Source organism: Mycobacterium sp. DL (assembly GCF_039729195.1).
Lineage (GTDB): Bacteria > Actinomycetota > Actinomycetes > Mycobacteriales > Mycobacteriaceae > Mycobacterium > Mycobacterium hippocampi_A.
Genome location: NZ_CP155796.1, coordinates 2598184 through 2617320, shown reverse-complemented (window position 1 = coordinate 2617320; position 19137 = coordinate 2598184). Strand labels below are relative to the sequence as shown.

The 19137-nt window shown below is 66.5% G+C and carries 21 protein-coding genes; 14 read left to right on the top strand and 7 right to left on the bottom strand.

Going from position 1 to position 19137, the window contains the following annotated elements; genetic code table 11:
* The first annotated feature begins 32 nt into the window (after positions 1 to 32).
* Complete coding sequence (locus ABDC78_RS12665) at positions 33 to 425, top strand: ectoine synthase (protein WP_178358527.1); 393 nt, start codon at positions 33 to 35, stop codon at positions 423 to 425.
* A complete protein-coding gene (thpD, locus tag ABDC78_RS12660) occupies positions 422 to 1333 on the top strand; it encodes an ectoine hydroxylase (RefSeq protein ID WP_178358456.1) in 912 nt (303 codons plus the stop codon). Before ABDC78_RS12665 ends, thpD begins: the two co-directional genes overlap by 4 nt.
* A 13-nt stretch (positions 1334 to 1346) precedes the next feature.
* Here thpD and ABDC78_RS12655 read toward each other — a convergent pair whose 3' ends face one another.
* Both ABDC78_RS12655 and ABDC78_RS12650 read right to left on the bottom strand, forming a co-directional pair.
* A complete protein-coding gene (locus tag ABDC78_RS12655) occupies positions 1347 to 2354 on the bottom strand; it encodes an Rv2578c family radical SAM protein (RefSeq protein ID WP_178358455.1) in 1008 nt (335 codons plus the stop codon).
* 71 nt (positions 2355 to 2425) lie between these two features.
* Positions 2426 to 2713 carry a hypothetical protein gene (locus ABDC78_RS12650; RefSeq protein ID WP_178358454.1) on the bottom strand — a complete coding sequence of 96 codons (288 nt, stop codon included), beginning with the start codon at positions 2711 to 2713 and terminating at the stop codon, positions 2426 to 2428.
* A gap of 121 nt (positions 2714 to 2834) precedes the next feature.
* Between ABDC78_RS12650 and helR the strand changes: the two genes are divergently transcribed.
* Positions 2835 to 5009: an RNA polymerase recycling motor ATPase HelR gene (gene helR / locus ABDC78_RS12645; protein ID WP_178358453.1), complete on the top strand. Its 2175-nt coding sequence runs from the start codon at positions 2835 to 2837 to the stop codon at positions 5007 to 5009.
* Between the two features lie 10 nt (positions 5010 to 5019).
* Here the strand turns inward: helR and ABDC78_RS12640 are convergent, their stop codons facing one another.
* Positions 5020 to 5439, bottom strand: coding sequence for a hypothetical protein (locus ABDC78_RS12640; RefSeq protein ID WP_178358452.1), 420 nt, complete (start codon positions 5437 to 5439; stop codon positions 5020 to 5022).
* A 268-nt stretch (positions 5440 to 5707) separates the two neighbouring features.
* On the opposite strand from ABDC78_RS12640, the gene urtA reads away from it, so the two are divergent.
* The 7 genes from urtA (at position 5708) to ABDC78_RS12605 (ending at position 12718) form a co-directional block, all read left to right on the top strand.
* Entirely contained in the window at positions 5708 to 6973 is a 1266-nt protein-coding gene (urtA, locus tag ABDC78_RS12635) for an urea ABC transporter substrate-binding protein (RefSeq protein ID WP_178358451.1), read from the top strand.
* Positions 6974 to 7031: 58 nt separating this feature from the next.
* Positions 7032 to 7916, top strand: coding sequence for an urea ABC transporter permease subunit UrtB (gene urtB / locus ABDC78_RS12630; RefSeq protein ID WP_178358450.1), 885 nt, complete (start codon positions 7032 to 7034; stop codon positions 7914 to 7916).
* Positions 7913 to 9037: an urea ABC transporter permease subunit UrtC gene (urtC, locus tag ABDC78_RS12625; protein WP_178358449.1), complete on the top strand. Its 1125-nt coding sequence runs from the start codon at positions 7913 to 7915 to the stop codon at positions 9035 to 9037. The genes urtB and urtC overlap by 4 nt, the downstream gene beginning before the upstream one ends.
* Positions 9034 to 9873, top strand: coding sequence for an urea ABC transporter ATP-binding protein UrtD (gene urtD / locus ABDC78_RS12620; RefSeq protein WP_178358448.1), 840 nt, complete (start codon positions 9034 to 9036; stop codon positions 9871 to 9873). The genes urtC and urtD overlap by 4 nt, the downstream gene beginning before the upstream one ends.
* Positions 9873 to 10565, top strand: coding sequence for an urea ABC transporter ATP-binding subunit UrtE (gene urtE, locus ABDC78_RS12615; RefSeq protein ID WP_178358447.1), 693 nt, complete (start codon positions 9873 to 9875; stop codon positions 10563 to 10565). Before urtD ends, urtE begins: the two co-directional genes overlap by 1 nt.
* Before the next feature lie 119 nt (positions 10566 to 10684).
* On the top strand, positions 10685 to 11233 hold the full coding sequence (locus tag ABDC78_RS12610) for a hypothetical protein (protein ID WP_218620643.1): 549 nt from the start codon (positions 10685 to 10687) through the stop codon (positions 11231 to 11233).
* A 105-nt stretch (positions 11234 to 11338) separates the two neighbouring features.
* Positions 11339 to 12718 carry a DUF2254 domain-containing protein gene (locus tag ABDC78_RS12605; RefSeq protein ID WP_178358446.1) on the top strand — a complete coding sequence of 460 codons (1380 nt, stop codon included), beginning with the start codon at positions 11339 to 11341 and terminating at the stop codon, positions 12716 to 12718.
* A 106-nt stretch (positions 12719 to 12824) separates the two neighbouring features.
* Here ABDC78_RS12605 and ABDC78_RS12600 read toward each other — a convergent pair whose 3' ends face one another.
* Complete coding sequence (locus tag ABDC78_RS12600; RefSeq protein ID WP_178358445.1) at positions 12825 to 13646, bottom strand: SigB/SigF/SigG family RNA polymerase sigma factor; 822 nt, start codon at positions 13644 to 13646, stop codon at positions 12825 to 12827.
* 357 nt (positions 13647 to 14003) lie between these two features.
* On the opposite strand from ABDC78_RS12600, the gene ABDC78_RS12595 reads away from it, so the two are divergent.
* Positions 14004 to 14519 carry a hypothetical protein gene (locus tag ABDC78_RS12595; protein ID WP_178358444.1) on the top strand — a complete coding sequence of 172 codons (516 nt, stop codon included), beginning with the start codon at positions 14004 to 14006 and terminating at the stop codon, positions 14517 to 14519.
* A 14-nt stretch (positions 14520 to 14533) separates the two neighbouring features.
* On the opposite strand, the gene ABDC78_RS12590 is transcribed toward ABDC78_RS12595, so the two are convergent.
* On the bottom strand, positions 14534 to 14626 hold the full coding sequence (locus ABDC78_RS12590; RefSeq protein ID WP_256736017.1) for a lipoprotein LpqH: 93 nt from the start codon (positions 14624 to 14626) through the stop codon (positions 14534 to 14536).
* Between the two features lie 78 nt (positions 14627 to 14704).
* On the opposite strand from ABDC78_RS12590, the gene ABDC78_RS12585 reads away from it, so the two are divergent.
* The gene (locus ABDC78_RS12585) at positions 14705 to 15049 is read left to right on the top strand and encodes a hypothetical protein (protein WP_178358443.1); all 345 of its coding nucleotides are present in this window, start codon (positions 14705 to 14707) and stop codon (positions 15047 to 15049) included.
* 86 nt (positions 15050 to 15135) lie between these two features.
* Here the strand turns inward: ABDC78_RS12585 and hisS are convergent, their stop codons facing one another.
* Together hisS and ABDC78_RS12575 are read right to left on the bottom strand one after the other, a co-directional pair.
* Positions 15136 to 16404 (bottom strand): histidine--tRNA ligase, encoded by a 1269-nt coding sequence (gene hisS, locus ABDC78_RS12580; protein WP_178358442.1) that lies wholly within the window; start codon positions 16402 to 16404, stop codon positions 15136 to 15138.
* Complete coding sequence (locus tag ABDC78_RS12575) at positions 16401 to 17075, bottom strand: MBL fold metallo-hydrolase (RefSeq protein WP_178358441.1); 675 nt, start codon at positions 17073 to 17075, stop codon at positions 16401 to 16403. The genes hisS and ABDC78_RS12575 overlap by 4 nt, the downstream gene beginning before the upstream one ends.
* A 117-nt stretch (positions 17076 to 17192) precedes the next feature.
* Between ABDC78_RS12575 and ABDC78_RS12570 the strand changes: the two genes are divergently transcribed.
* Positions 17193 to 18089, top strand: coding sequence for a peptidylprolyl isomerase (locus ABDC78_RS12570; protein ID WP_178358440.1), 897 nt, complete (start codon positions 17193 to 17195; stop codon positions 18087 to 18089).
* 13 nt (positions 18090 to 18102) lie between these two features.
* Entirely contained in the window at positions 18103 to 19134 is a 1032-nt protein-coding gene (locus tag ABDC78_RS12565) for a peptidylprolyl isomerase (protein WP_178358439.1), read from the top strand.
* Positions 19135 to 19137: the final 3 nt, after the last annotated feature.

The window sequence follows — 19137 nt, the reverse complement described above, 5'->3', positions numbered from 1 at the left end:
GCCCCCATTTGATCTGAAAGGAGATGAGACCTTTGATCGTGCGCACCACCGCCGATATCACCGGCACCGACCGCGACGTATCCGCCGAGAACTGGCGGTCGAAAAGGATCATCCTCGCCGACGACGGCGTCGGCTTCTCATTCCACGAGACGACCATCGCGGCCGGCACGGTCAGCGAGTTCCACTACCAGCACCACGTCGAGGCCGTGTGGATCGTCGAGGGCAACGGCACCCTGACCAATCGCGAGACCGGCGAGGAGCATCCGCTGAGCCCGGGAACGATGTACCTGCTCAACGGTCACGAACGGCACCGCGTCAGCTGCACCACACAGATGCGCATGCTCTGCGTGTTCAACCCGCCCGTCACAGGGCAGGAGGTGCACGACGAGACCGGGGCATATCCCCCGTCGGTGGCAGTCCGATGACCGCGCCCGCAATCGACCGGCGCCACGACCACTACCCCACCCGGCTGGAGCATGCCGTCGAGCCGATCGCCCGCATCGAGCCGACGGTGTGGGGCCAGGAGGCCGACGGCCCGTTGACCGACGCCGAGCTGCAATCAGCCGCCGACAACGGCTTCCTGGTGCGGCCCCGGACCGTCGAGGAGAACTGGCTTCCGCCCCTTCGCGAGGAGCTGCAGCAGATCGGCACGCGTGCTGACGCCACCGATCCGCGGATCATCCGTGAGTCGTCCGGCGGCATCCGCTCGGTGTTCCAGCCGCACCTGCTCAGCGATCTGATCGCCGAAGTGGTCACCCTCGATACCGTGCTGCCCGTGGCACGCCAGCTCATGGGTTCCGACGTCTACCTGCACCAGGCGCGCATCAACATGATGCCCGGATTCACCGGCGGCGGCTTCTACTGGCACTCCGATTTCGAGACGTGGCACGCGGAAGACGGCATGCCGCTGATGCGGGCGGTGTCGTGCTCGATCGCTCTGACCGAGAACTTCGCCTACAACGGCGCTCTCATGGTGATGCCGGGCTCGCACAAGACCTTCTACCCGTGTGTCGGTGCGACGCCTCAGAACCACCACTCGGCCTCACTGGTCAAGCAGGAGATCGGCGTGCCTGATCGGGCCACCCTGACGAGGGCGGCCGACCAGCACGGCATCGAACAGGTCACCGGCCCGGCGGGCAACGCCCTGTGGTTCGACTCGAACATGATGCACGGGTCCGCGTCGAACATCACACCGTTCCCGCGGTCCAACATCTTCCTGGTGTTCAACTCGGTGGAGAACCGTCTGTGTGACCCGTTCCGGGCGCCCGCACCCCGCCCGGAGTATCTGGCCGCGCGGTCCGACCAGCCGTTCAGCGTCGCCGACGTCACCTGAGCCGGCGGCAGGATCAGAACAGCGTCTGCTGGGCGGCCGCCACCGGTTCGGGCGGGCGCGGTCGGCTGCGGACTGATGCGCCCGCCAACCGGTGCTTGTTCAGCAGCGGCGCCACCCGGTTCCTCAACTCCTCGCGGTAGTGCGGCGGCAGGTAGGCGCCGTGCCGGTAGAGCCGGCGGTACTCGCCGACGAGTTCGGCGTGGCTACCAGCCAGCCAATCCATGAACCAGCCCCGGGTCGAACCGCGGAGATGCAGGCCGAACACCGTGGCGGACGACGCCCCGGCAGCCGCGATCCGACCCAACAGATCGTCGAGATGCTCCTGCGAATCGGTCAGCCCCGGCAGCACCGGCGCCACCATCACGTGACAGTCGAGACCGGCATCACGAATGGCCGAGATCAGCCCGAGCCGCGCCTGCGGTGACGGCGTCCCGGGCTCGACCTGGCTGTGCAACTCGGGATCGCCGACGGCAAGCGACACCGCCACGCTGACGTCGACCCGGTGCGCGGCCTCGGCGAGCAGCGGCAGGTCGCGGCGCAGCAACGTCCCCTTGGTCAGGATGGAGAACGGCGTACCGGAGTCGGCGAGCGCCCCGATGATGCCCGGCATCAGCGCATAACGCCCCTCAGCCCGCTGGTACGGATCTGTATTCGTGCCCAGCGCAACGGTTTTGCGCGCCCACGACCGACGGCGGAGTTCGCGGCGCAGTACGTCCACGATGTTGGTCTTGACCACCACCTGGGAGTCGAAATCACGGCCGCAGTCGAACTCCAGATACTCGTGGGTGGGCCGGGCGAAACAGTACCGGCACGCGTGCGAGCACCCCCGGTAACCGTTGACGGTGTACTCGAAAGGGAGCATCGACGCAGCGGGAATCTTGTTCAACGCCGACTTGCACAGCACCTCGTGAAAGGTGATTCCCTCGAATTGGGGCGTCCGTACGCTGCGGACCAAGCCGATGCGTTGCAGTCCCGGCAGCGCACCGTCGTCCGCGCTGACTGCCTGCCGATCCCACCGCATGCCCTATGCGAACATACGTTCGATCTCGTGTCAATCGGCAGCCCGTGCGGGCATCCCCGGATGCAACCACATCAGAGGTGTGGCGCCTCCTTGATCGTACTTTCGGGCGTGCCGACGGTCTGGCAGTACGTGGTGACAGACAACCTGGTCCCGGCGAGTTCGGCGTTGGCCGGCTCGTTCTTGCCTTCATCGGTAAGCATCTTGGTGATCGACTCGTTCTGCTGCGCCTCGTCGGCAGCCAGATAGTCCTCACAACTGGTATCGCCGCCCTGGTTGGTCACCTCCTCGACCTGCGAGCATCCACTCAGGATTGCGGCCAGTGCCGCGACGGAAAGCAGCGTCGTCGTCCCATATGTCATGAACGGGTCTGTTTCCCCTGGGCGGCGCAGCCAAACCTTCGGAGCGTGGCGAACCGGACGACTTTGGCAGTGCCCGGATCGTGCCGCACAATCACTGACAACAGCAGAACATAAGGGGCACATGTCGACTGAGAAGCACGAAGAGGAACTGCAGTCCGAGCGAGCCTATGTGGCAGGGTTGTACACGCGGTTGGACGCCGAACGCGCACGGGTGATCGGCAGATATCGCGCCGCGCTGCGGGGCACCGGCGGGACGCTGGTGGAACGCGACGCCGAGGTGCGTGTGCTGGCCAACCAGATGACGCGGTTGGACGTGGCGGACAGCGGGCTGTGCTTCGGGCGGTTGGACAGCGTGTCGGGCGAGCGTCTGTACATCGGCCGGATCGGCCTTCTCGATGCCGACGACGACTACGAACCCCTGCTACTCGACTGGCGGGCACCCGCGGCACGCGCGTTCTACGTGGCGACCGGCGCCTCTCCGGAGGACATGCACCTGCGCAGGCAGTTCCACACCCGCGGCCGCCACATCCTCGATTTCACCGACGAGGTCCTCGGCCGTCCGGGTGCTCAGGAGCGGGGCGGACACGGCGACGCCGCGCTGCTGGCGGCTGTCAACGCTCCCCGTGGCGACGGCATGCGCGACATCGTTTCCACGATCCAGGCCGAGCAGGACGAGATCATCCGACTCGATCACCAGGGCGTCCTGGTGATCGAAGGCGGACCGGGAACCGGGAAAACCGTCGTCGCACTGCACCGCGTCGCGTACCTGCTCTACACCCAGCGCCAGCGCATCGAACATCACGGGGTGCTCGTCATCGGGCCCAACCCGGCGTTCCTGGACCACGTCGGGAGGGTCCTGCCATCGCTCGGTGAGTCCAACGTGGTGTTCATGACCACCGGAGACCTACTCCCCGGACTCCGCGTCACCGCGGAGGACACCGAAGACGCCATCCGGCTGAAGGGCTCGCTGAAGATCCTCGACGTACTCGAGGCGGCGATCGCCGACCGACAGCGCATCCCCGAGCAGCCGCTGCCGATCGACCTGGCGGACACCTCGGTGCGCATCGATGCCGAGACCGCGGAATGGGCCATCCAGGAGGCGCGGGCCAGCAAGCAGTCACACAACGACGCCCGCGCCGTGTTCATCGATGTGATCACCTGGGTGCTGACCGAGCGGGCGATCGCCAAGATCGGCAGGGGGTGGCTGACGCGTGACGACAAGGCCGCCTGGGAGCATCTGCGGGCCGAATTGGTCGACGAGCTCGGCGACCATGCCGGATTCGCCGCGGCGCTGGACGAACTCTGGCCGATCCTGACGCCGGAAACCCTGCTCGCGCAGCTCTACACGTCACCCGAGCGGCTACGAGCGGCAGGCGCCGACGAGGCACTCCGGCGCGCCCAGGGCGACGCCTGGACGGTGTCGGACGTGCCCCTGCTCGACGAACTGGTCGACCTGCTGGGCCGCGACAAGACCGCCGACCAGACTGCTGCGCGAGAACTCCAGGCAGAGACCGAGTACGCGGCGGGCGTGCTGGAGATGATGGTCGCACGCGAGGACCTCATGGACGACGAGGACCATCTCCTGGCTGCCGACATGATCGAGGCCGGCGATCTCGCCGACCGATTCGCCCAACGCGACAACCGCGACCTCGCCGAGCGTGCCGCCGCGGATCGGGAATGGACCTACCGGCACGTGGTGGTCGACGAGGCCCAGGAGTTGTCGGCGATGGACTGGCGGGTACTGATGCGGCGGTGCCCGAGCCGGTCATTCACGGTCGTGGGCGATCTCGCCCAACGGCGATCGGCGGCCGGCGCCACCTCGTGGGCCGAGATGCTGGAGCCCTATGTCCCCGACCGCTGGCTCTACCGCCCGCTGTCGACGAACTACCGCACCCCGGCCGAGATCATGTCGGTCGCCGCGACGCTGCTCGCCGAGCTGGCGCCGGGGGTCACGCCGCCGGAGTCGGTGCGCGCGACCGGCGTCGCGCCCTGGTCACGACGCATCACCGCGGACCAAATGGCTTCTGCCATCGAAGATTTCATCCGGGACGAAAGCGTACGCGACGGCACCAGCGTCGTGATCGGGCCGCCGGGAGTCCCGGGCACGGTGTCGCCGGCAGACATCAAGGGACTCGAGTTCGATGCCGTGCTCGTGGTCGAGCCGGAGCGCATCCTGGCCGCCGGGCCACGCGGCGCGGCCGAACTGTACGTCGCCCTGACCCGCGCCACCCAGCGTCTCGGTGTGCTGCACACCGGTCCACTGCCGTCGGCCCTGTCAGGGCTGAGCGCACAGTAGTCCGGGGTGGCTACCACTCCCCGAGCTGGCACCTGACGTTGTGGGGATCGTCATGCTGGGTCAGCACCTGACCGTCGACCGCGATGTCGCAGTGCGCATTCGGCGCCGCCTGCCCGCCGCGCGCGGTGCTGCTCGCCGTGAGTATCGCCCACTGCGGATCCGCCATCGTCGTCTCGAACACCCAGGGCACGCCGGGCGCGAGGGTCACCTTCTCCCGCGTGGCGAACGTGTAGGCGTCGGCGTTGAACGCCTCCATGCTCGGCGGTTGCGATGTCAGGTAGAAGAGTTCGAACTCGTAGGCGCCTGCTGAGGTCACCGAGTACCGGACCTGTTGACCGGCCGGTTGGGCATTCGCGGTGACCTGGCTGACCGCAACCGATGCCGCCGCCGCCATCAGGACCGCCCCTACTTTGGCTGTAGCTATTCGCATGTCCGTCACATCGACGGACGCTACCGGATCGTTACTCCGGGGACAGTCCCCCGACCTCCGAACAGGTTAACGGCAAACGACGTACGCGATTGTCGACACGTTAATTTGTTCGTCACACACAGACATTTTGCAGAAACACAGGCGCTCTAACGTCCCGATTCGACACCCATGCGGTGTTGTTGCTTCTGCGCTTCGAGCGCACTGAAGTTGCCCCCGACTCAACGCCTCATCAGGGAATGAGTGCTGTTGACACCCAGAAAGGCCGTTCATGGAACTACCTCGACGCTCTTCGTTCAAACGTTCCGCGCTAGCCGCGGGAAGTGTCGTAGCAGTCACCAGCCTGTTGTTGGCGGGCTGCGGAAGTAAGGCCAGCGATACGGAAGCAGCAAACGCGGAGTCATGCGTCGACACCTCTGGTGAGAGCATCAAGGTCGGTGCGCTGAACTCGCTGTCGGGCACCATGGCGATCTCGGAGGTGACGGTTCGCAACGCCATCGATCTGGCGGTCGAGCAGATCAACGCCGAAGGCGGGGTGCTGGGCAAACAGATTCAGGTGGTCGCCGAGGACGGCGCCTCAGAACCCACGGTGTTCGCCGAGAAGGCCGAGAAGCTGATCAGCAGCGACTGCGTGGCCGCGGTGTTCGGCGGCTGGACGTCGTCGAGCCGCAAGGCGATGCTGCCGGTGTTCGAGAGCAGCAACTCACTGCTCTACTACCCGGTGCAGTACGAGGGCCTGGAGTCCTCCCCCAACATCTTCTACACCGGCGCGACCACCAACCAGCAGATCGTGCCCGCCCTGGACTACCTCAAAGAGCAGGGCGCTCAGTCCCTCTACCTGGTCGGCAGCGACTACGTCTTCCCGCAGACCGCCAACCGCATCATCAAGGCCTACGCCGAAGCCAACGGTATGGAGATCAAGGGCGAGGACTACACCCCCCTGGGCTCGACCGATTTCTCCACGATCATCAACAAGGTCCGCAGCGCCGACGCCGACGCGGTGTTCAACACCCTCAACGGCGACTCCAACGTGGCGTTCTTCCGGGAGTACAAGAACGTCGGCCTGACCCCTCAGGACATGCCGGTGGTGTCGGTGTCCATCGCCGAGGAAGAGGTCGGCGGCATCGGTGTGCAGAACATCGACGGCCAGCTGACGGCGTGGGACTACTACCAGACCATCGACAGCCCGGTGAACAACGCCTTCGTCGAGGCCTACAAGGCGAAGTTCGGCGCCGACAAGCCGACGTCGGATCCGATGGAGGCGGCCTACGTGTCGGTCTTCCTGTGGAAGAACACCGTCGAGAAGGCACAGTCGTTCGACGTCAAGGCAATTCAGGACAACGCCGACGGGGTCACCTTCGACGCGCCGGAGGGCCTGGTCACGATCGACGGCGAGAACCACCACATCACCAAGACCGCCCGCATCGGTGAGATCCGTCCGGACGGCTTGATCTACACGATCTGGGAGTCCCCCGGCCCCATCGAGCCGGATCCGTTCCTGAAGTCCTACCCGTGGGCCGCCGGGCTCTCCGGCTGACCACGGGGGCTGGCGCGGACATGCAGGCGGCTAACCAAGCGACGGGAAGTTTGTAGGTATGGATGTCCTGATCGGACAGCTGGCAACAGGATTGAGCCTCGGCTCGATCCTGTTGCTGGCCGCACTGGGGTTGTCATTGACGTTCGGCCAGATGGGCGTCATCAACATGGCGCACGGCGAGTTCATCATGGCCGGCTGCTACACCGCGTACGTCGTTCAGCAGATCGTGTCGAGTGCCGGTGTCTCGCTGATCATCTCGCTGATCCTCGGGTTCTTCATCGGTGGCGCGATGGGCGCCCTGTTGGAGGTCACGCTGATCCAGCGGATGTACTCCCGACCGCTGGACACCTTGCTGGTCACCTTCGGCGTCGGCCTGATCCTGCAGCAGGTCGCACGGGACATCTTCGGCGCCCCCGCGGTCAACGTGGTGGCCCCGGTGTGGTTGTCCGGCGGTGTCGACATCCTCGGTGCGGTGGTCCCCAAGACCCGCATCTTCATCCTGGTGCTCGCGATCGTCTGCGTCGCGGTGCTGGCCGCAGTGCTCAAGGTCAGCCCGATGGGACGCCGGATCCGGGCGGTCGTGCAGAACCGCGATCTCGCTGAAACCAGCGGCATCTCGTCGCGCAAGACCGACATCATGACGTTCTTCATCGGATCCGGCCTCGCCGCCGTGGCAGGGGTGGCGCTGACGTTGATCGGGTCCACCAGCCCGACGATCGGGCAGAGCTACCTCATCGATGCGTTCCTGGTCGTCGTCGTAGGCGGTCTGGGACAGATCAAGGGCACCGTGATCGCGGCGTTCACACTGGGCTTCCTGAACTCGTTCATCGAGTACAACACGACAGCGTCGCTGGCCAAGGTGATCGTCTTCGTCATCATCGTGATCTTCCTGCAGGTCCGCCCGCAGGGTCTGTTCACCGTCAGGACAAGGAGTTTGGTATGAGAACCCTCCTCGGTCGATGGCAGACCTGGGCCGGCTTCGGCATTGCCGCGGTGCTGCTGTTCGGGGTGGCGCCCCTGGTGTTCTCCGACTTCCGGCTCAGCCTGCTGGGCAAATTCCTGTGCTTCGCGATCGTCGCAGTCGGCATCGGGCTGGCGTGGGGACGCGGCGGCATGCTGGTTCTGGGGCAGGGCGTCTTCTTCGGCCTCGGCGGCTACATGATGGGCATGCACCTCAAGATCGCCGACGCCGAGATCTACGGCAACGGCGTTCCTGACTTCATGCAGATCGCCGGTGTCCGCGAATTGCCCGGCTACTGGGCACCTTTCGCTTCTCCGGCGTTCACGCTGCTGGCCATCGTGCTGGTGCCCACGGCGATCGCGGCGGCGCTCGGACTCGGTGTCTTCAAGCGCCGCGTCAAGGGTGCGTACTTCGCGATCCTGTCCCAGGCGCTGGCCGCGGCACTGGCCATCCTGCTCGTCGGTCAGACCAGCCTGGGTGGCAGCAACGGGCTCAACAGGTTCCGAACGTTCTTCGGCTTCGCGCTCAACGATCCGGCGAACCGGCGCATGCTGTACTTCATCGCTGCCGCGGTGCTGCTGATCGTGGTGGCCGTCGTGCGCCAACTGATGCAGAGCCGATACGGCGAACTGCTGGTCGCCGTGCGCGACGGCGAGGAGCGCGTGCGGTTCCTGGGCTATGACCCGGCCAACATCAAAGTGGTCGCCTACACGGTCGCGGCGCTGTTCGCGAGCATCGCGGGCGCGTTGTTCGCGCCGATAGTCGGGTTCATCGCCCCGTCGCAGGTCGGCATCCTGCCTTCCATCGCCTTCCTGATCGGCGTCGCGATCGGCGGGCGCACCACACTGCTGGGTCCCGTGCTGGGAGCCATCGGTGTGGCATGGGCGCAAACGCTGTTCTCCGAACGCTTTCCGTCGGAGTGGACCTACGCGCAGGGCCTGCTCTTCATCGTCGTCGTCGGTTTCTTCCCCGCCGGGTTCGCCGGGCTGGCGGTGCTGGCCAAACGGCGCCGGAAGGCCAAGGACACCTCCGACGGAGAACCCGAGAAGGTGTCCGAAGTCGATCCCGATCCCGACGCAGAGAAGGTGGGAGCCCGCTCATGACGGAGACCGAGGCCATCACCGGCGAACGCGGCCCCAAAGTCGGCGGCAATGTCGGCATGGGTACCGAATACCTCGAAGTACGAGGCCTGACAGTCGATTTTGACGGGTTCAAAGCCGTCACCGACGTGGACCTCACCCTGTTCCAGGGGGACCTGAGGTTCCTGATCGGCCCCAACGGTGCGGGCAAGACGACCGTGATCGACGCGATCACCGGCCTCGTGTCGGCGACCGGTTCGGTCAGCAAGTCCGGTGTCGAACTGCTCGGCAAGAAAGTGCACCAGATCGCGCGCGCGGGGGTCGGGCGGACCTTTCAGACGGCCAGCGTGTTCGAACAACTGACCGTGCTGCAGAACCTGGACATCGCCGCCGGCGCAGGCCGGTCGCCGTGGGCACTGCTGCGACGTCGCAACGGCGTGCTGCCCGCCATCGAGGAGGCCCTCGAGATCACCGGGCTCACCCACTTGGCGGAGAAACCCGCGGGTGTCCTCGCTCACGGGCAGAAGCAGTGGCTCGAGATCGGCATGCTGCTGGTGCAGAACGCCGACGTGCTGCTGCTCGACGAGCCAGTCGCGGGCATGAGTCATGAAGAGCGCGAGGAGACGGGAAATCTGTTGCGCCGCATCGGCGCTGAGCGCACCGTTGTCGTCGTCGAACACGACATGGACTTCATGCGGGCATTCGCCACCTCGGTCACCGTGCTGGCCCGCGGACATGTGATCGCTGAGGGATCCGTTGCCGAGGTGCAGGCCAATCCGAAGGTCCAGGAGGTCTACCTGGGGACCGCGGCGGCCGGTACCGACGGGATCCCCGACGAAATCACCGAGGAGAACTCCTGATGCTCGAACTGGTCGACGTCCGCACCGGCTACGGGCGCAGTGAAGTCATCCACGGTGCCAGCATCGAGGTTCCCTCCGACGGGGTCGCGGCGGTGATGGGCCACAACGGCGCCGGGAAGACCACACTGCTGCGCGCAGCGGTCGGTCTACTCAAGTGCACGTCGGGCAAGGTGCTGTTCAACGGCGACGACATCACCAAGCTGCGACCCAGCGCCCGGGTGGCCCGGGGTCTGGCGTACGTGCCGCAGGGCCAGCAGTCGTTCGGGCAGCTGACCACAGCCGAGAATCTGCAGGTCGTCGCCGACGGCCGCAAGAACGGTAAGCAGCTCATCGATGAGCAACTCGACCTGTTCCCCGCGCTCAAGGAACTGTTGACCCGACGGGCCGGCCTGCTCTCGGGCGGTCAGCGTCAGCAGCTCGCGATCGCGCGGGCGCTCATCACGACGCCGAAGTGCCTGATCCTCGACGAACCGACCGAGGGCATCCAGCCGTCGGTCGTCGCCGAGATCGAGGAGGCCATCACCACATTGACCGCCCGTGGCGACCTGGGCGTGCTGCTCGTCGAACAGCACATCGGGTTCGCACTGGAGTCATCTCAGCGTTACTACATCCTCGAGGCCGGCCGGGTCACCTCCAGCGGAACGGGAGGGTCGGCGTCCGAAGCCGACGTCCGTGCCGCGATGGCCATCTAGAAGGACCTAGGGCACCTCACCTAACCGTCCCTCCCGCGAGCTCGCGTGTTTGCCCGCGACACGCCGCGGATTTCTGTACAAATCCGCGCGCTCGCGGCTGGATTCGGCAAGCTCAACCCATGGCGACGCCGACCGAACCCGTCATCATCGCCGAGCAGGGCGGTCTGGTGGTGGCCGAGCAGGGCGCCGCGGTGTTGCTCATCGACCGTGGCAACCGTGCCGTGGAGATCACCGCGTACGTGCTCGTGGTGGTCGCCGTGGTGTTCGGTGGCTTCGGATCGGTGTCGTTGGTCAACGCTGCGACCGACGCCCGGTCGTCGGTGCCCGTCGCACTCGCAGCGATCCTCCTCGCCGTCGGCGTCACGGCCGCCGTCGTCGCGGGCGTCACGATCAGGTCCGCGCGCCGGAACCGGCAGCGCGCGCTGAGCACCTTCACCCCGCTGGCGGTGCTCGACCGCGCGCAGCGGGTGTACCGGGACGGCGCCGGTCACCCCGTCGCGCCGTTGGAACAGGTCCGGTTCGAACGCCGGATGCAGATGACATCGAGTTCCCCGAAGCTGATCGCGGTGACGCCGTGGGGAACCCACCTGCTCAAGCGCGGCAACCCGTTCGGTGGCGGCATCGGCCGGGTCGACGAAGTGCTCAACGACCTCGCGAGCGGCGGGTGATCCACACACACGGAATCGGCACTGAAAGGTGTACCGACGCGTGAGATGGGTACCTGTCCATGGCCAGCGGTCCCGAGCTGCCTTGGCTCGGCACGCGAGGAGATCATGAGCGACAGATCCGGGAGCCTCGAGGCCGTCAGGCGTCGGCGCGCAACGTTTGTCGACGCGTGGAGAAGCCGGCTGTGGCCGGTACCCGCGCTCGGCGTGGTCGCCGCAATACTTGCCGGTGTCGCCATCCCCGAACTCGACACTGCCCTCGCTGATCAACTGCCGCCGACGGTGTCGGCCTATCTTTTCGGTGGTGGGGCCGACGCTGCCCGAGAGGTACTCGGAACCGTCGCGGCCTCGCTGATCTCCATGACGTCGCTGACGTTCTCGCTGACCGTCGTCACCCTGCAGCTCGCCAGCAGCCAGTACACGCCGAGGCTGTTGCGCACCTTCGCAGCGGACCGGTTCGTCCAGCGCACCTTGGCGTTGTTCCTCGCAACCTTCGTCTATGCGCTGACGGTGCTGCGCACGGTGCGCAACGACAGCGACTCCGGCGCGGAGTTCGTCCCGCATCTCTCGGTCACGGTCGCCTACCTGCTGGCCATGGCCAGTGTCATGGCACTGGTGCTGTTCCTGGGGCACCTGGTTCGGCAGATCCGGATCGAGACCATGCTCGACCACGTCGCAGCCGACATCAAGGACAACGGCCACCGGATGCTCGAACCGCTCGATGACACCCCGGACCATGACTTCGCGCCGACCCCGCCCTCAGGTGCGTCGGTGATTCCGGCCCGGTCGTCGGGCTTCCTCGTGGAGATCGACGAGGATGCCCTGCTGTCGGCCGCAGTTGATGCCGACGCGGTGATCTGGATCGACCGCCCCGTCGGGTCGGACATCGTGGCGGGGGTACCGGTCGCATTGTGTTGGGCTGCAGGGTCGGCCGGTGGTCTCCTCGATGACGACCGTTTGGCGTCGGTGCGCGACCAGGTGAGCCGGGCCATGACCACCGGCATCGAGCGCACGTCAACCCAGGACATCGGCTACGGGCTTCGCCAGTTGACCGATGTGGTGGTCCGGGCTCTGAGCCCCGGTATCAACGATCCCACCACCGCGATCCACGGACTCAACTCGTGCAGCGCGACATTGTGCGATCTCGCCGGGTACCGCCTGGGACGCCGGACCCTGCGCGACGATGACGACGTGCTGCGGGTGGTGGTAGCCCGTCCGGACCTCTCCGACCTGATCGACCTGGTCTGCAGCCAACCGCAGCTCTACGGTGCCAGCGACCCCGCCGTGCTGGCCCGGTTGCTGTCATTGCTGCGCGAACTCGCGTGGGTGGTGGTCCTTCCCAGCCACCGGCAGGCGATCGCCGATCAGCTGCGGCGGCTGGAAAGCGCTGCGGCAGAACAGAGATTCGATGTGATCGACAGCCGTCGACTCGACCGGCTCACTCATGACGTCCGCGACGCCCTCGAGAGGCGTTGGCCGGCTACCTGAGCAGGCGACCGACGCTCACCGGCCGCGAGCGCGACGTTTTGTATGACGGAACACGGCGCGTCGGCGTGCAAACGCGCGCCCTCGCCGGACTACGAGCAACCCACCCTCATGCGACCGCGGACACTTCGACGAACATGCGCTGGCGAAGTCGCGCCAACGTGCCGTCAAGGAGTCGGGACACCTGTACCTGTGAAATGTTGAGCCGCAGGGCGATTTCTCGCTGTGTCAGACAGTCGAAGTACCGCATCCCGAGAATCGCCCGTCGCCGGTCATCCAATTCGGCGATCACCTCACGCAGGACGATGAGATCCTCGACGGCGTCGAAGCCCGGATCGTGGATCCCCTGGGTGGCGCCGACACTGGTCTCCCCTACCCCGCCGTCACTCCGGGGCGCGTCGAGCGACACGGGGCGATATGCCCAGTGGGCTGACTGGGACTGGGCGACGATGTCATCGTCGACACCGAGTTCTCGGGCCACTTCGCGGTTCGTCGGCGGCCGGTTCAACCGTTGGGAAAGCTCTTCGATCGTCTGTCGCATCCGGAGTTGGGTCTCCTGGAGCTTTCGGGGCACACGCATCGACCAGGTGCTGTCGCGGAAGTGCCGTCGCACTTCCCCGCGAATTGTCGGCACCGCGAACGACAGGAATCGACCCTTGCTCGGAACGTATCGGTCGACGCTTTTGACCAGACCCATTCGGGCGACCTGAGCGAGGTCGTCGGACGGTTCGCCGCGCCCGACGAACCGGTAGGCGATGTGGTCGGCGAGTGGAAGGCATTCGGTGATGATGTGCAGGCGGCGCCGGCGGCGCTCATCGGCGTTGCCACAATCGGCCAAGTTCAGCAGTTGCTCCTCGATGTCCGTCCAGTCCGGGCCACGCGCGGAGACCTCGGGCTCAGCTTCGCTGCAGTGATGCTCGGCGACGGTCATGTCGGACTCCTTGCTGGGGTGCGGAAGTGACTGTCGAGTCCTTCCACGTGGTTACCTGCTGACCGCCTACCCGGATGAAACGGAAAACCGTGGTCGGGCATCGATCGTTGCCGAATCGCAATCAGGCGGCGGCGACATGCCCGGTGGACCTCCGACGTTCACGCGATCCGCACCAAAGCCACAGGCGGCTCTTAGTTCGCTGGCGTAAGGACGTCGGCTTCGGAGAAATCAGATCGTCGGGCCGGGTATCAATCGCGCGCGGAGGGGAACTTGGCGCTGTGGCAGCGGTGCCTCGCGCACCCACAATCCGCGGACGCCGTTGACAATGTCATCGCAGTGCCGCGCAGAAAGGAGACAATGCACACGTCGTCGATACGCAGGAGCGGTGCAGCGCTCGTAGGTGCTGCCGCGCTGATGTTCGTCGCCGGCTGCGGTGAAGATCCGGTCCTCGACTCGTCGAACCGGGGGTCGGGGTCGCACACCGAGGACACCTCGGTGGAGAACGCCTACATCGTCCCGACCTATGTTCCGGGTCGGTGCGTGATCCAGCTCAACGCCGGGGGTGCGATGCGGTTCACCGTCACGAACAACCGTCCTGCCGAAACCGAGCGACTACTGGGGTTGACCACGGGCGCGGCGGCACAAGCGCGGATTCTCACCAACGTCGACATTCCGCCGAAATCAGCCATCGGCTTCGGTGAGCCGAACGCGGAACCCGGCCCGGGTGACGCAAGCAACCCCGCAGTGATACTGGACCAATTGGATCCGGGTCTGCTTCCTGCCACCTCAGCCGAGGTCACCTTCCGTTTCGAACGCGCCGGGGACCTGACGATGCGGGTCCCGGTCGAGGCCTGCCCCGTGCAGGCGCCGTGACGTGCCGACAGGAATCAGCAGTCGGTACGAATCTCGAAGCTCGCGGTGGTGGTTTCGGCAGGATCGTCGTCGTAGTACCCCATGGCGGTGCCGGAAATGATGGGCAACGGCGCGCCATACTATGGCGCCCCCGTGCATGGGCACCGCGACGTATGGAGTCACGACGAGCGGGTACGTGACCTGTCATGAATTTACGATTGGTGCTGGTGTTCGCGGGCGTGGTGGCCCTGCTTGTCGGGGTGGTGGGTCTCGTGGTGCCCGTGTCGATCTCGGCTGACCGGGTCGACGTCAGTTGTGGCAGTGCGATCGCGCCTGACCTGTCAGAGGCTCGCGCCAACGACGACGCCAGCGCGGCCAACGTTCCTGTTACCGACGAGGTCGTCACCGACGTGAACGCCACCCGGTTGTGCACCAAGGACCTCGAGGACCGAAGGCTGTGGACGATCACGCTGGCAGCGGTGGGCGCGCTCGCCCTGCTCGTCGCCGGTGCGCAGGCGGTGTTGTCGCGAAAGGCCAGATCATCACCCTGACCGACGCTCACCGTCCGCGAGCGCGACGTTTTGTACGGCGGAACACGGCGCGTCGGCGTGCAAACGCGCGCGCTCGCGGAACGGTCCTAGGAGAGGCGCGAAAGCACCTCGGCGACAAGGTCATCCGCGGCGATGTCCACTTGCTCACCGTTCGACAGATCCTTGACCCCGACGGTGCCCGCATCGACGTCGCGGTCACCGGCCACCAGCGCGACCGACGCACCTGACCGGTCGGCGGCACGCATCGCGCCCTTGATCCCACGGTCGCCGTACGCCATGTCGACGCGCACACCGGCAGCACGCAGGTTCGCCGCCAGCACAGCCAACGCGAGCTTCGCGCGCTCCCCCAGCGGCACGCAGTAGACGTCGACCCGGCCCGCCGACGCCACCGTCTTCCCCTCCGCACGCAGCGCCAGCAGCGCCCGGTCGACGCCGAGTCCGAACCCGATGCCCGACAGGTCCTGGCCGCCGAGTTGACGCATCAAACCGTCGTAGCGGCCACCGCCCCCGATCCCGGACTGTGCACCCAGCCCGTCGTGGACGAACTCGAACGTGGTCTTGGTGTAGTAGTCAAGCCCGCGCACCATCCGCGGGTTGATCACGTAGGGCACGGCCAGCGCGTCCAAATGCGCCAGCACCGTGTCGAAGTGCTGCTTGGCAGCCTCGGACAGGTGGTCGAGCATCACCGGGGCGCCGGCGGTCATCTCCCGCATCATCGGGCGCTTGTCGTCGAGGACGCGTAGCGGGTTGATCTCGGCGCGACGCTTCGTCTCGTCGTCGAGATCAAGCCCGAAAAGGAACTGCTGCAACAACTCCCGGTACTGCGGCCGGCAGCTGTCGTCACCGAGCGAGGTGATCTCCAGCCGGAATCCTGTCAGGCCGAGCGACCGGAACCCGGCGTCGGCCACGGCGATCACCTCGGCGTCCAGTGCCGGGTCGTCGACGCCGATCGCTTCGACACCGACCTGCTGCAGCTGACGGTAGCGGCCGGCCTGCGGCCGTTCGTAGCGGAAGAACGGACCCGAGTAGCAGAGCTTCACCGGCAGTTGACCGCGGTCGAGTCCGTGTTCGATCACCGCCCGCATGACGCCCGCAGTGCCCTCCGGGCGCAGCGTCACCGAGCGATCGCCACGGTCGGCGAACGTGTACATCTCCTTGGAGACCACGTCGGTGGACTCCCCCACACCGCGGGCGAACAGGCCGGTGTCCTCGAATATCGGCAACTCGATGTCGCCGTAACCGGCACGTCGGGCCGCCGCGAGAAGACCGTTGCGCACGGCCACGAACTCCGCCGAGTCCGGCGGCAGGTAATCGGGTACGCCTTTGGGAGCCTGGAAAGAAACAGCGTCAGTCACGTGGTCAGACCTTCGAGGAATGGGTTGGTGCGGCGTTCGGCGCCGATGGTCGTGCGCTCGCCGTGCCCCGGTAATACCAGGGTGTCGTCGTCGAGCACCAATAGTTTTGTGACGATCGACTGCAGCAGGTCACGCCCGCTGCCGCCGGGCAGATCAGTCCGTCCCACCGACTGACGGAACAACGTGTCCCCGGTGAAGGCCAGCGACTCGGCGCCCACGGAGTCGAAGCCCACCCGGAACACCACAGAACCCTGGGTGTGTCCCGGTGTGTGATCCACCGCGACCGTGATGCCGCCCAGTTCGATCTTGTCTCCGTCGCGGTCCAACTCGATGACCTGCCGGGGCTCTCGGAACATGGCCCCGAGCGCCATCTGCGCCAGCCGTGGACCGAACCCCTTGATGGGGTCGGTGAGCATGAAGCGATCCTCCGGGTGAATGTAGACAGGGCAGCCGTAGGTGTCGGCCACCTTCTGAGCCGACCAGATGTGGTCGAGGTGTCCGTGGGTCAGAAGCACCGCCGCAGGGGTGAGCCGATGCTCGTCGAGGATCTCGCGCAGGCGACCGGACGCACGCTGACCCGGGTCGACGACGATGGCGTCACCGCCGGCCGCAGGGGCCAGCACATAGCAGTTGCACGCCAACATGCCCGCCGGGAATCCGGTGATCAACACCGTTCCAGCTTCCCACGTCCAGTTCGGACCGCTGTTCACGAGGGTCGCGGCGGCTGCGCTCGACAACAGCTGGCACACTCGGTGCCGACCGGATCGAACGCGGAGAGGACACCGGCGGTGCCGACCAACGAACAACGGCGTGAGACAGCCAAGCGCAAGCTCGAGCGGCAACTGGAGCGGCGAGCGGAGAACGAACGCAAACGCCGTCTGTACACGATCATCGGCTCAGCGGCGGCCGTCGTCGTCGTGATCGCCGCCGTCGTGGCGACCATCGTCCTGACCAACCGCGATTCGGGCGGCCAGACCGCGTCGGCGGACAGCACCACGCCGACCACCTCGGAGGCGTCGCCGCTCGACGCGCCGGAGCCGGCGCAGGCCGGTGGCCTGCCGGCATTCCAGGCGCCCGAGGGATTGGGCGGCGATTGCCAGTACCCCGAGTCCGCCGAGGCGGCCAGCAAGCCGAACACGGCTCCGCGCACCGGTCGGGTGCCGACCGAACCCGCCGAGATCAGCGCCAGCATGGCGACCAAACAGGGCAACCTCGGGCTCCTGCTCGACAACGGCAAATCGCCGTGCACCGTCAACAGCTTCGCGAGCCTGGCCCAGCAGGGTTACTTCAACGACACCCCGTGCCACCGACTGACCACAAGCGACTCGCTGGCGGTCCTGCAGTGTGGTGACCCGACGGGCGAAGGCACCGGCGGCCCGGGCTACCAGTTCGCCGACGAATACCCGACGAACCAGTACCAGCCGGACGATCCGGCACTGATGCAGCCGGTGCTCTACCCACGCGGGACGCTGGCCATGGCCAATGCCGGCCCGGGGACGAACGGCAGCCAGTTCTTCCTGGTGTTCCGGGATTCGCAACTGCCACCGAACTACACGGTGTTCGGCACCATCGACGAAACCGGCCTGGCCACGTTGGACAAGATCGCCGCGGAGGGAACCGTCGACGGGGGGCCCGACGGCCCGCCGAAGCTGGACGTCAACGTGACGTCGATCGCGCTGGACTGATCCGGACGGCGCCGTGACCTTCCCGCCGCCACCGTATGGCGGGTACCCCCCGCCGGAGGGATATCCCGGCGGTCAGTACGGATACCCGGGTTGGTACCCGCCCGGGTACCCGCCGCCGCGGACCACGAACTCGTTGGCGATCGCCTCACTGGTGTGCGCGTTCCTGTTCGCACCTCTGGGCGTCCTGTTCGGCCACATGTCGCTGTCGCAGATCAAGAGATCCGGCGAGGACGGTCGCGGGCTGGCCATTGCCGGACTGGTGATCGGCTACCTGGTGATCGTGTTCACCGTGGTCGTCGTGGTGGTGAGCGCCGTCTTCCTGGTGGTGATGGCCAGGGAATTCGAGCGGTACGACGAACGGATGCGCGGCGACTCCGGATATCCGGGATCTGTCGTTCCGGCGCAAGGCGTTCCGCTGCCCGAGTTCGATCCTCCGGAGACGCTGGGTTCCAACTGCCAGTACCCGGCCACCACCGAGCCGTCCAGCCGACCGGTGCAGCCGCCGCAGCCGGGGCGGACTCCGACCACCCCGGAATCGATCCCGGCCGGCATCGTCACCGACCACGGCGAGATCGGCCTGGAGTTGGACAACGCGAAGGCACCGTGCACGGTCAAGAACTTCGTCAGTCTGGCCGAGCAGCGGTACTTCGACGACACCCGCTGCCACCGACTCACCGTCGGCGCCGACCTGCGCGTACTTCAGTGCGGCGACCCGACGGCGACCGGGTCCGGCGGACCCGGCTACCGCTTCCCCAACGAGTACCCGAGCAATCAGTACCGGTTGACCGACCCGGCGATGACGACGCCGGTGACATACCCCGAAGGCACTCTGGCGATGGCGAATTCGGGTCCCGGCACCAACGGCAGCCAGTTCTTCCTGGTGTACGGGGACTCGGTGATGCCGCCGACGTACACCGTTTTCGGAACGATCGACGCCAAAGGACTTGCCGCCCTCGATGACATCGCCACCGCCGGAGTCGTCGGCGGTGCGCAGGACGGAAAACCGCGCACCGAGGTGACGGTCGAGTCGGTGCGCGTCGGTTAGCCG

What these genes read in the sequence shown, in the direction of transcription:
- thpD (WP_178358456.1), top strand. Translation starts at nt 422, where the DNA reads ATGACCGCGCCCGCAATCGACCGGCGCCACGACCACTACCCCACCCGG.
- ABDC78_RS12655 (WP_178358455.1), bottom strand. Translation starts at nt 2,354, where the DNA reads ATGCGGTGGGATCGGCAGGCAGTCAGCGCGGACGACGGTGCGCTGCCG.
- ABDC78_RS12650 (WP_178358454.1), bottom strand. Translation starts at nt 2,713, where the DNA reads ATGACATATGGGACGACGACGCTGCTTTCCGTCGCGGCACTGGCCGCA.
- helR (WP_178358453.1), top strand. Translation starts at nt 2,835, where the DNA reads ATGTCGACTGAGAAGCACGAAGAGGAACTGCAGTCCGAGCGAGCCTAT.
- ABDC78_RS12640 (WP_178358452.1), bottom strand. Translation starts at nt 5,439, where the DNA reads ATGCGAATAGCTACAGCCAAAGTAGGGGCGGTCCTGATGGCGGCGGCG.
- urtA (WP_178358451.1), top strand. Translation starts at nt 5,708, where the DNA reads ATGGAACTACCTCGACGCTCTTCGTTCAAACGTTCCGCGCTAGCCGCG.
- urtB (WP_178358450.1), top strand. Translation starts at nt 7,032, where the DNA reads ATGGATGTCCTGATCGGACAGCTGGCAACAGGATTGAGCCTCGGCTCG.
- urtC (WP_178358449.1), top strand. Translation starts at nt 7,913, where the DNA reads ATGAGAACCCTCCTCGGTCGATGGCAGACCTGGGCCGGCTTCGGCATT.
- urtD (WP_178358448.1), top strand. Translation starts at nt 9,034, where the DNA reads ATGACGGAGACCGAGGCCATCACCGGCGAACGCGGCCCCAAAGTCGGC.
- urtE (WP_178358447.1), top strand. Translation starts at nt 9,873, where the DNA reads ATGCTCGAACTGGTCGACGTCCGCACCGGCTACGGGCGCAGTGAAGTC.
- ABDC78_RS12610 (WP_218620643.1), top strand. Translation starts at nt 10,685, where the DNA reads ATGGCGACGCCGACCGAACCCGTCATCATCGCCGAGCAGGGCGGTCTG.
- ABDC78_RS12605 (WP_178358446.1), top strand. Translation starts at nt 11,339, where the DNA reads ATGAGCGACAGATCCGGGAGCCTCGAGGCCGTCAGGCGTCGGCGCGCA.
- ABDC78_RS12600 (WP_178358445.1), bottom strand. Translation starts at nt 13,646, where the DNA reads ATGACCGTCGCCGAGCATCACTGCAGCGAAGCTGAGCCCGAGGTCTCC.
- ABDC78_RS12595 (WP_178358444.1), top strand. Translation starts at nt 14,004, where the DNA reads ATGCACACGTCGTCGATACGCAGGAGCGGTGCAGCGCTCGTAGGTGCT.
- ABDC78_RS12585 (WP_178358443.1), top strand. Translation starts at nt 14,705, where the DNA reads ATGAATTTACGATTGGTGCTGGTGTTCGCGGGCGTGGTGGCCCTGCTT.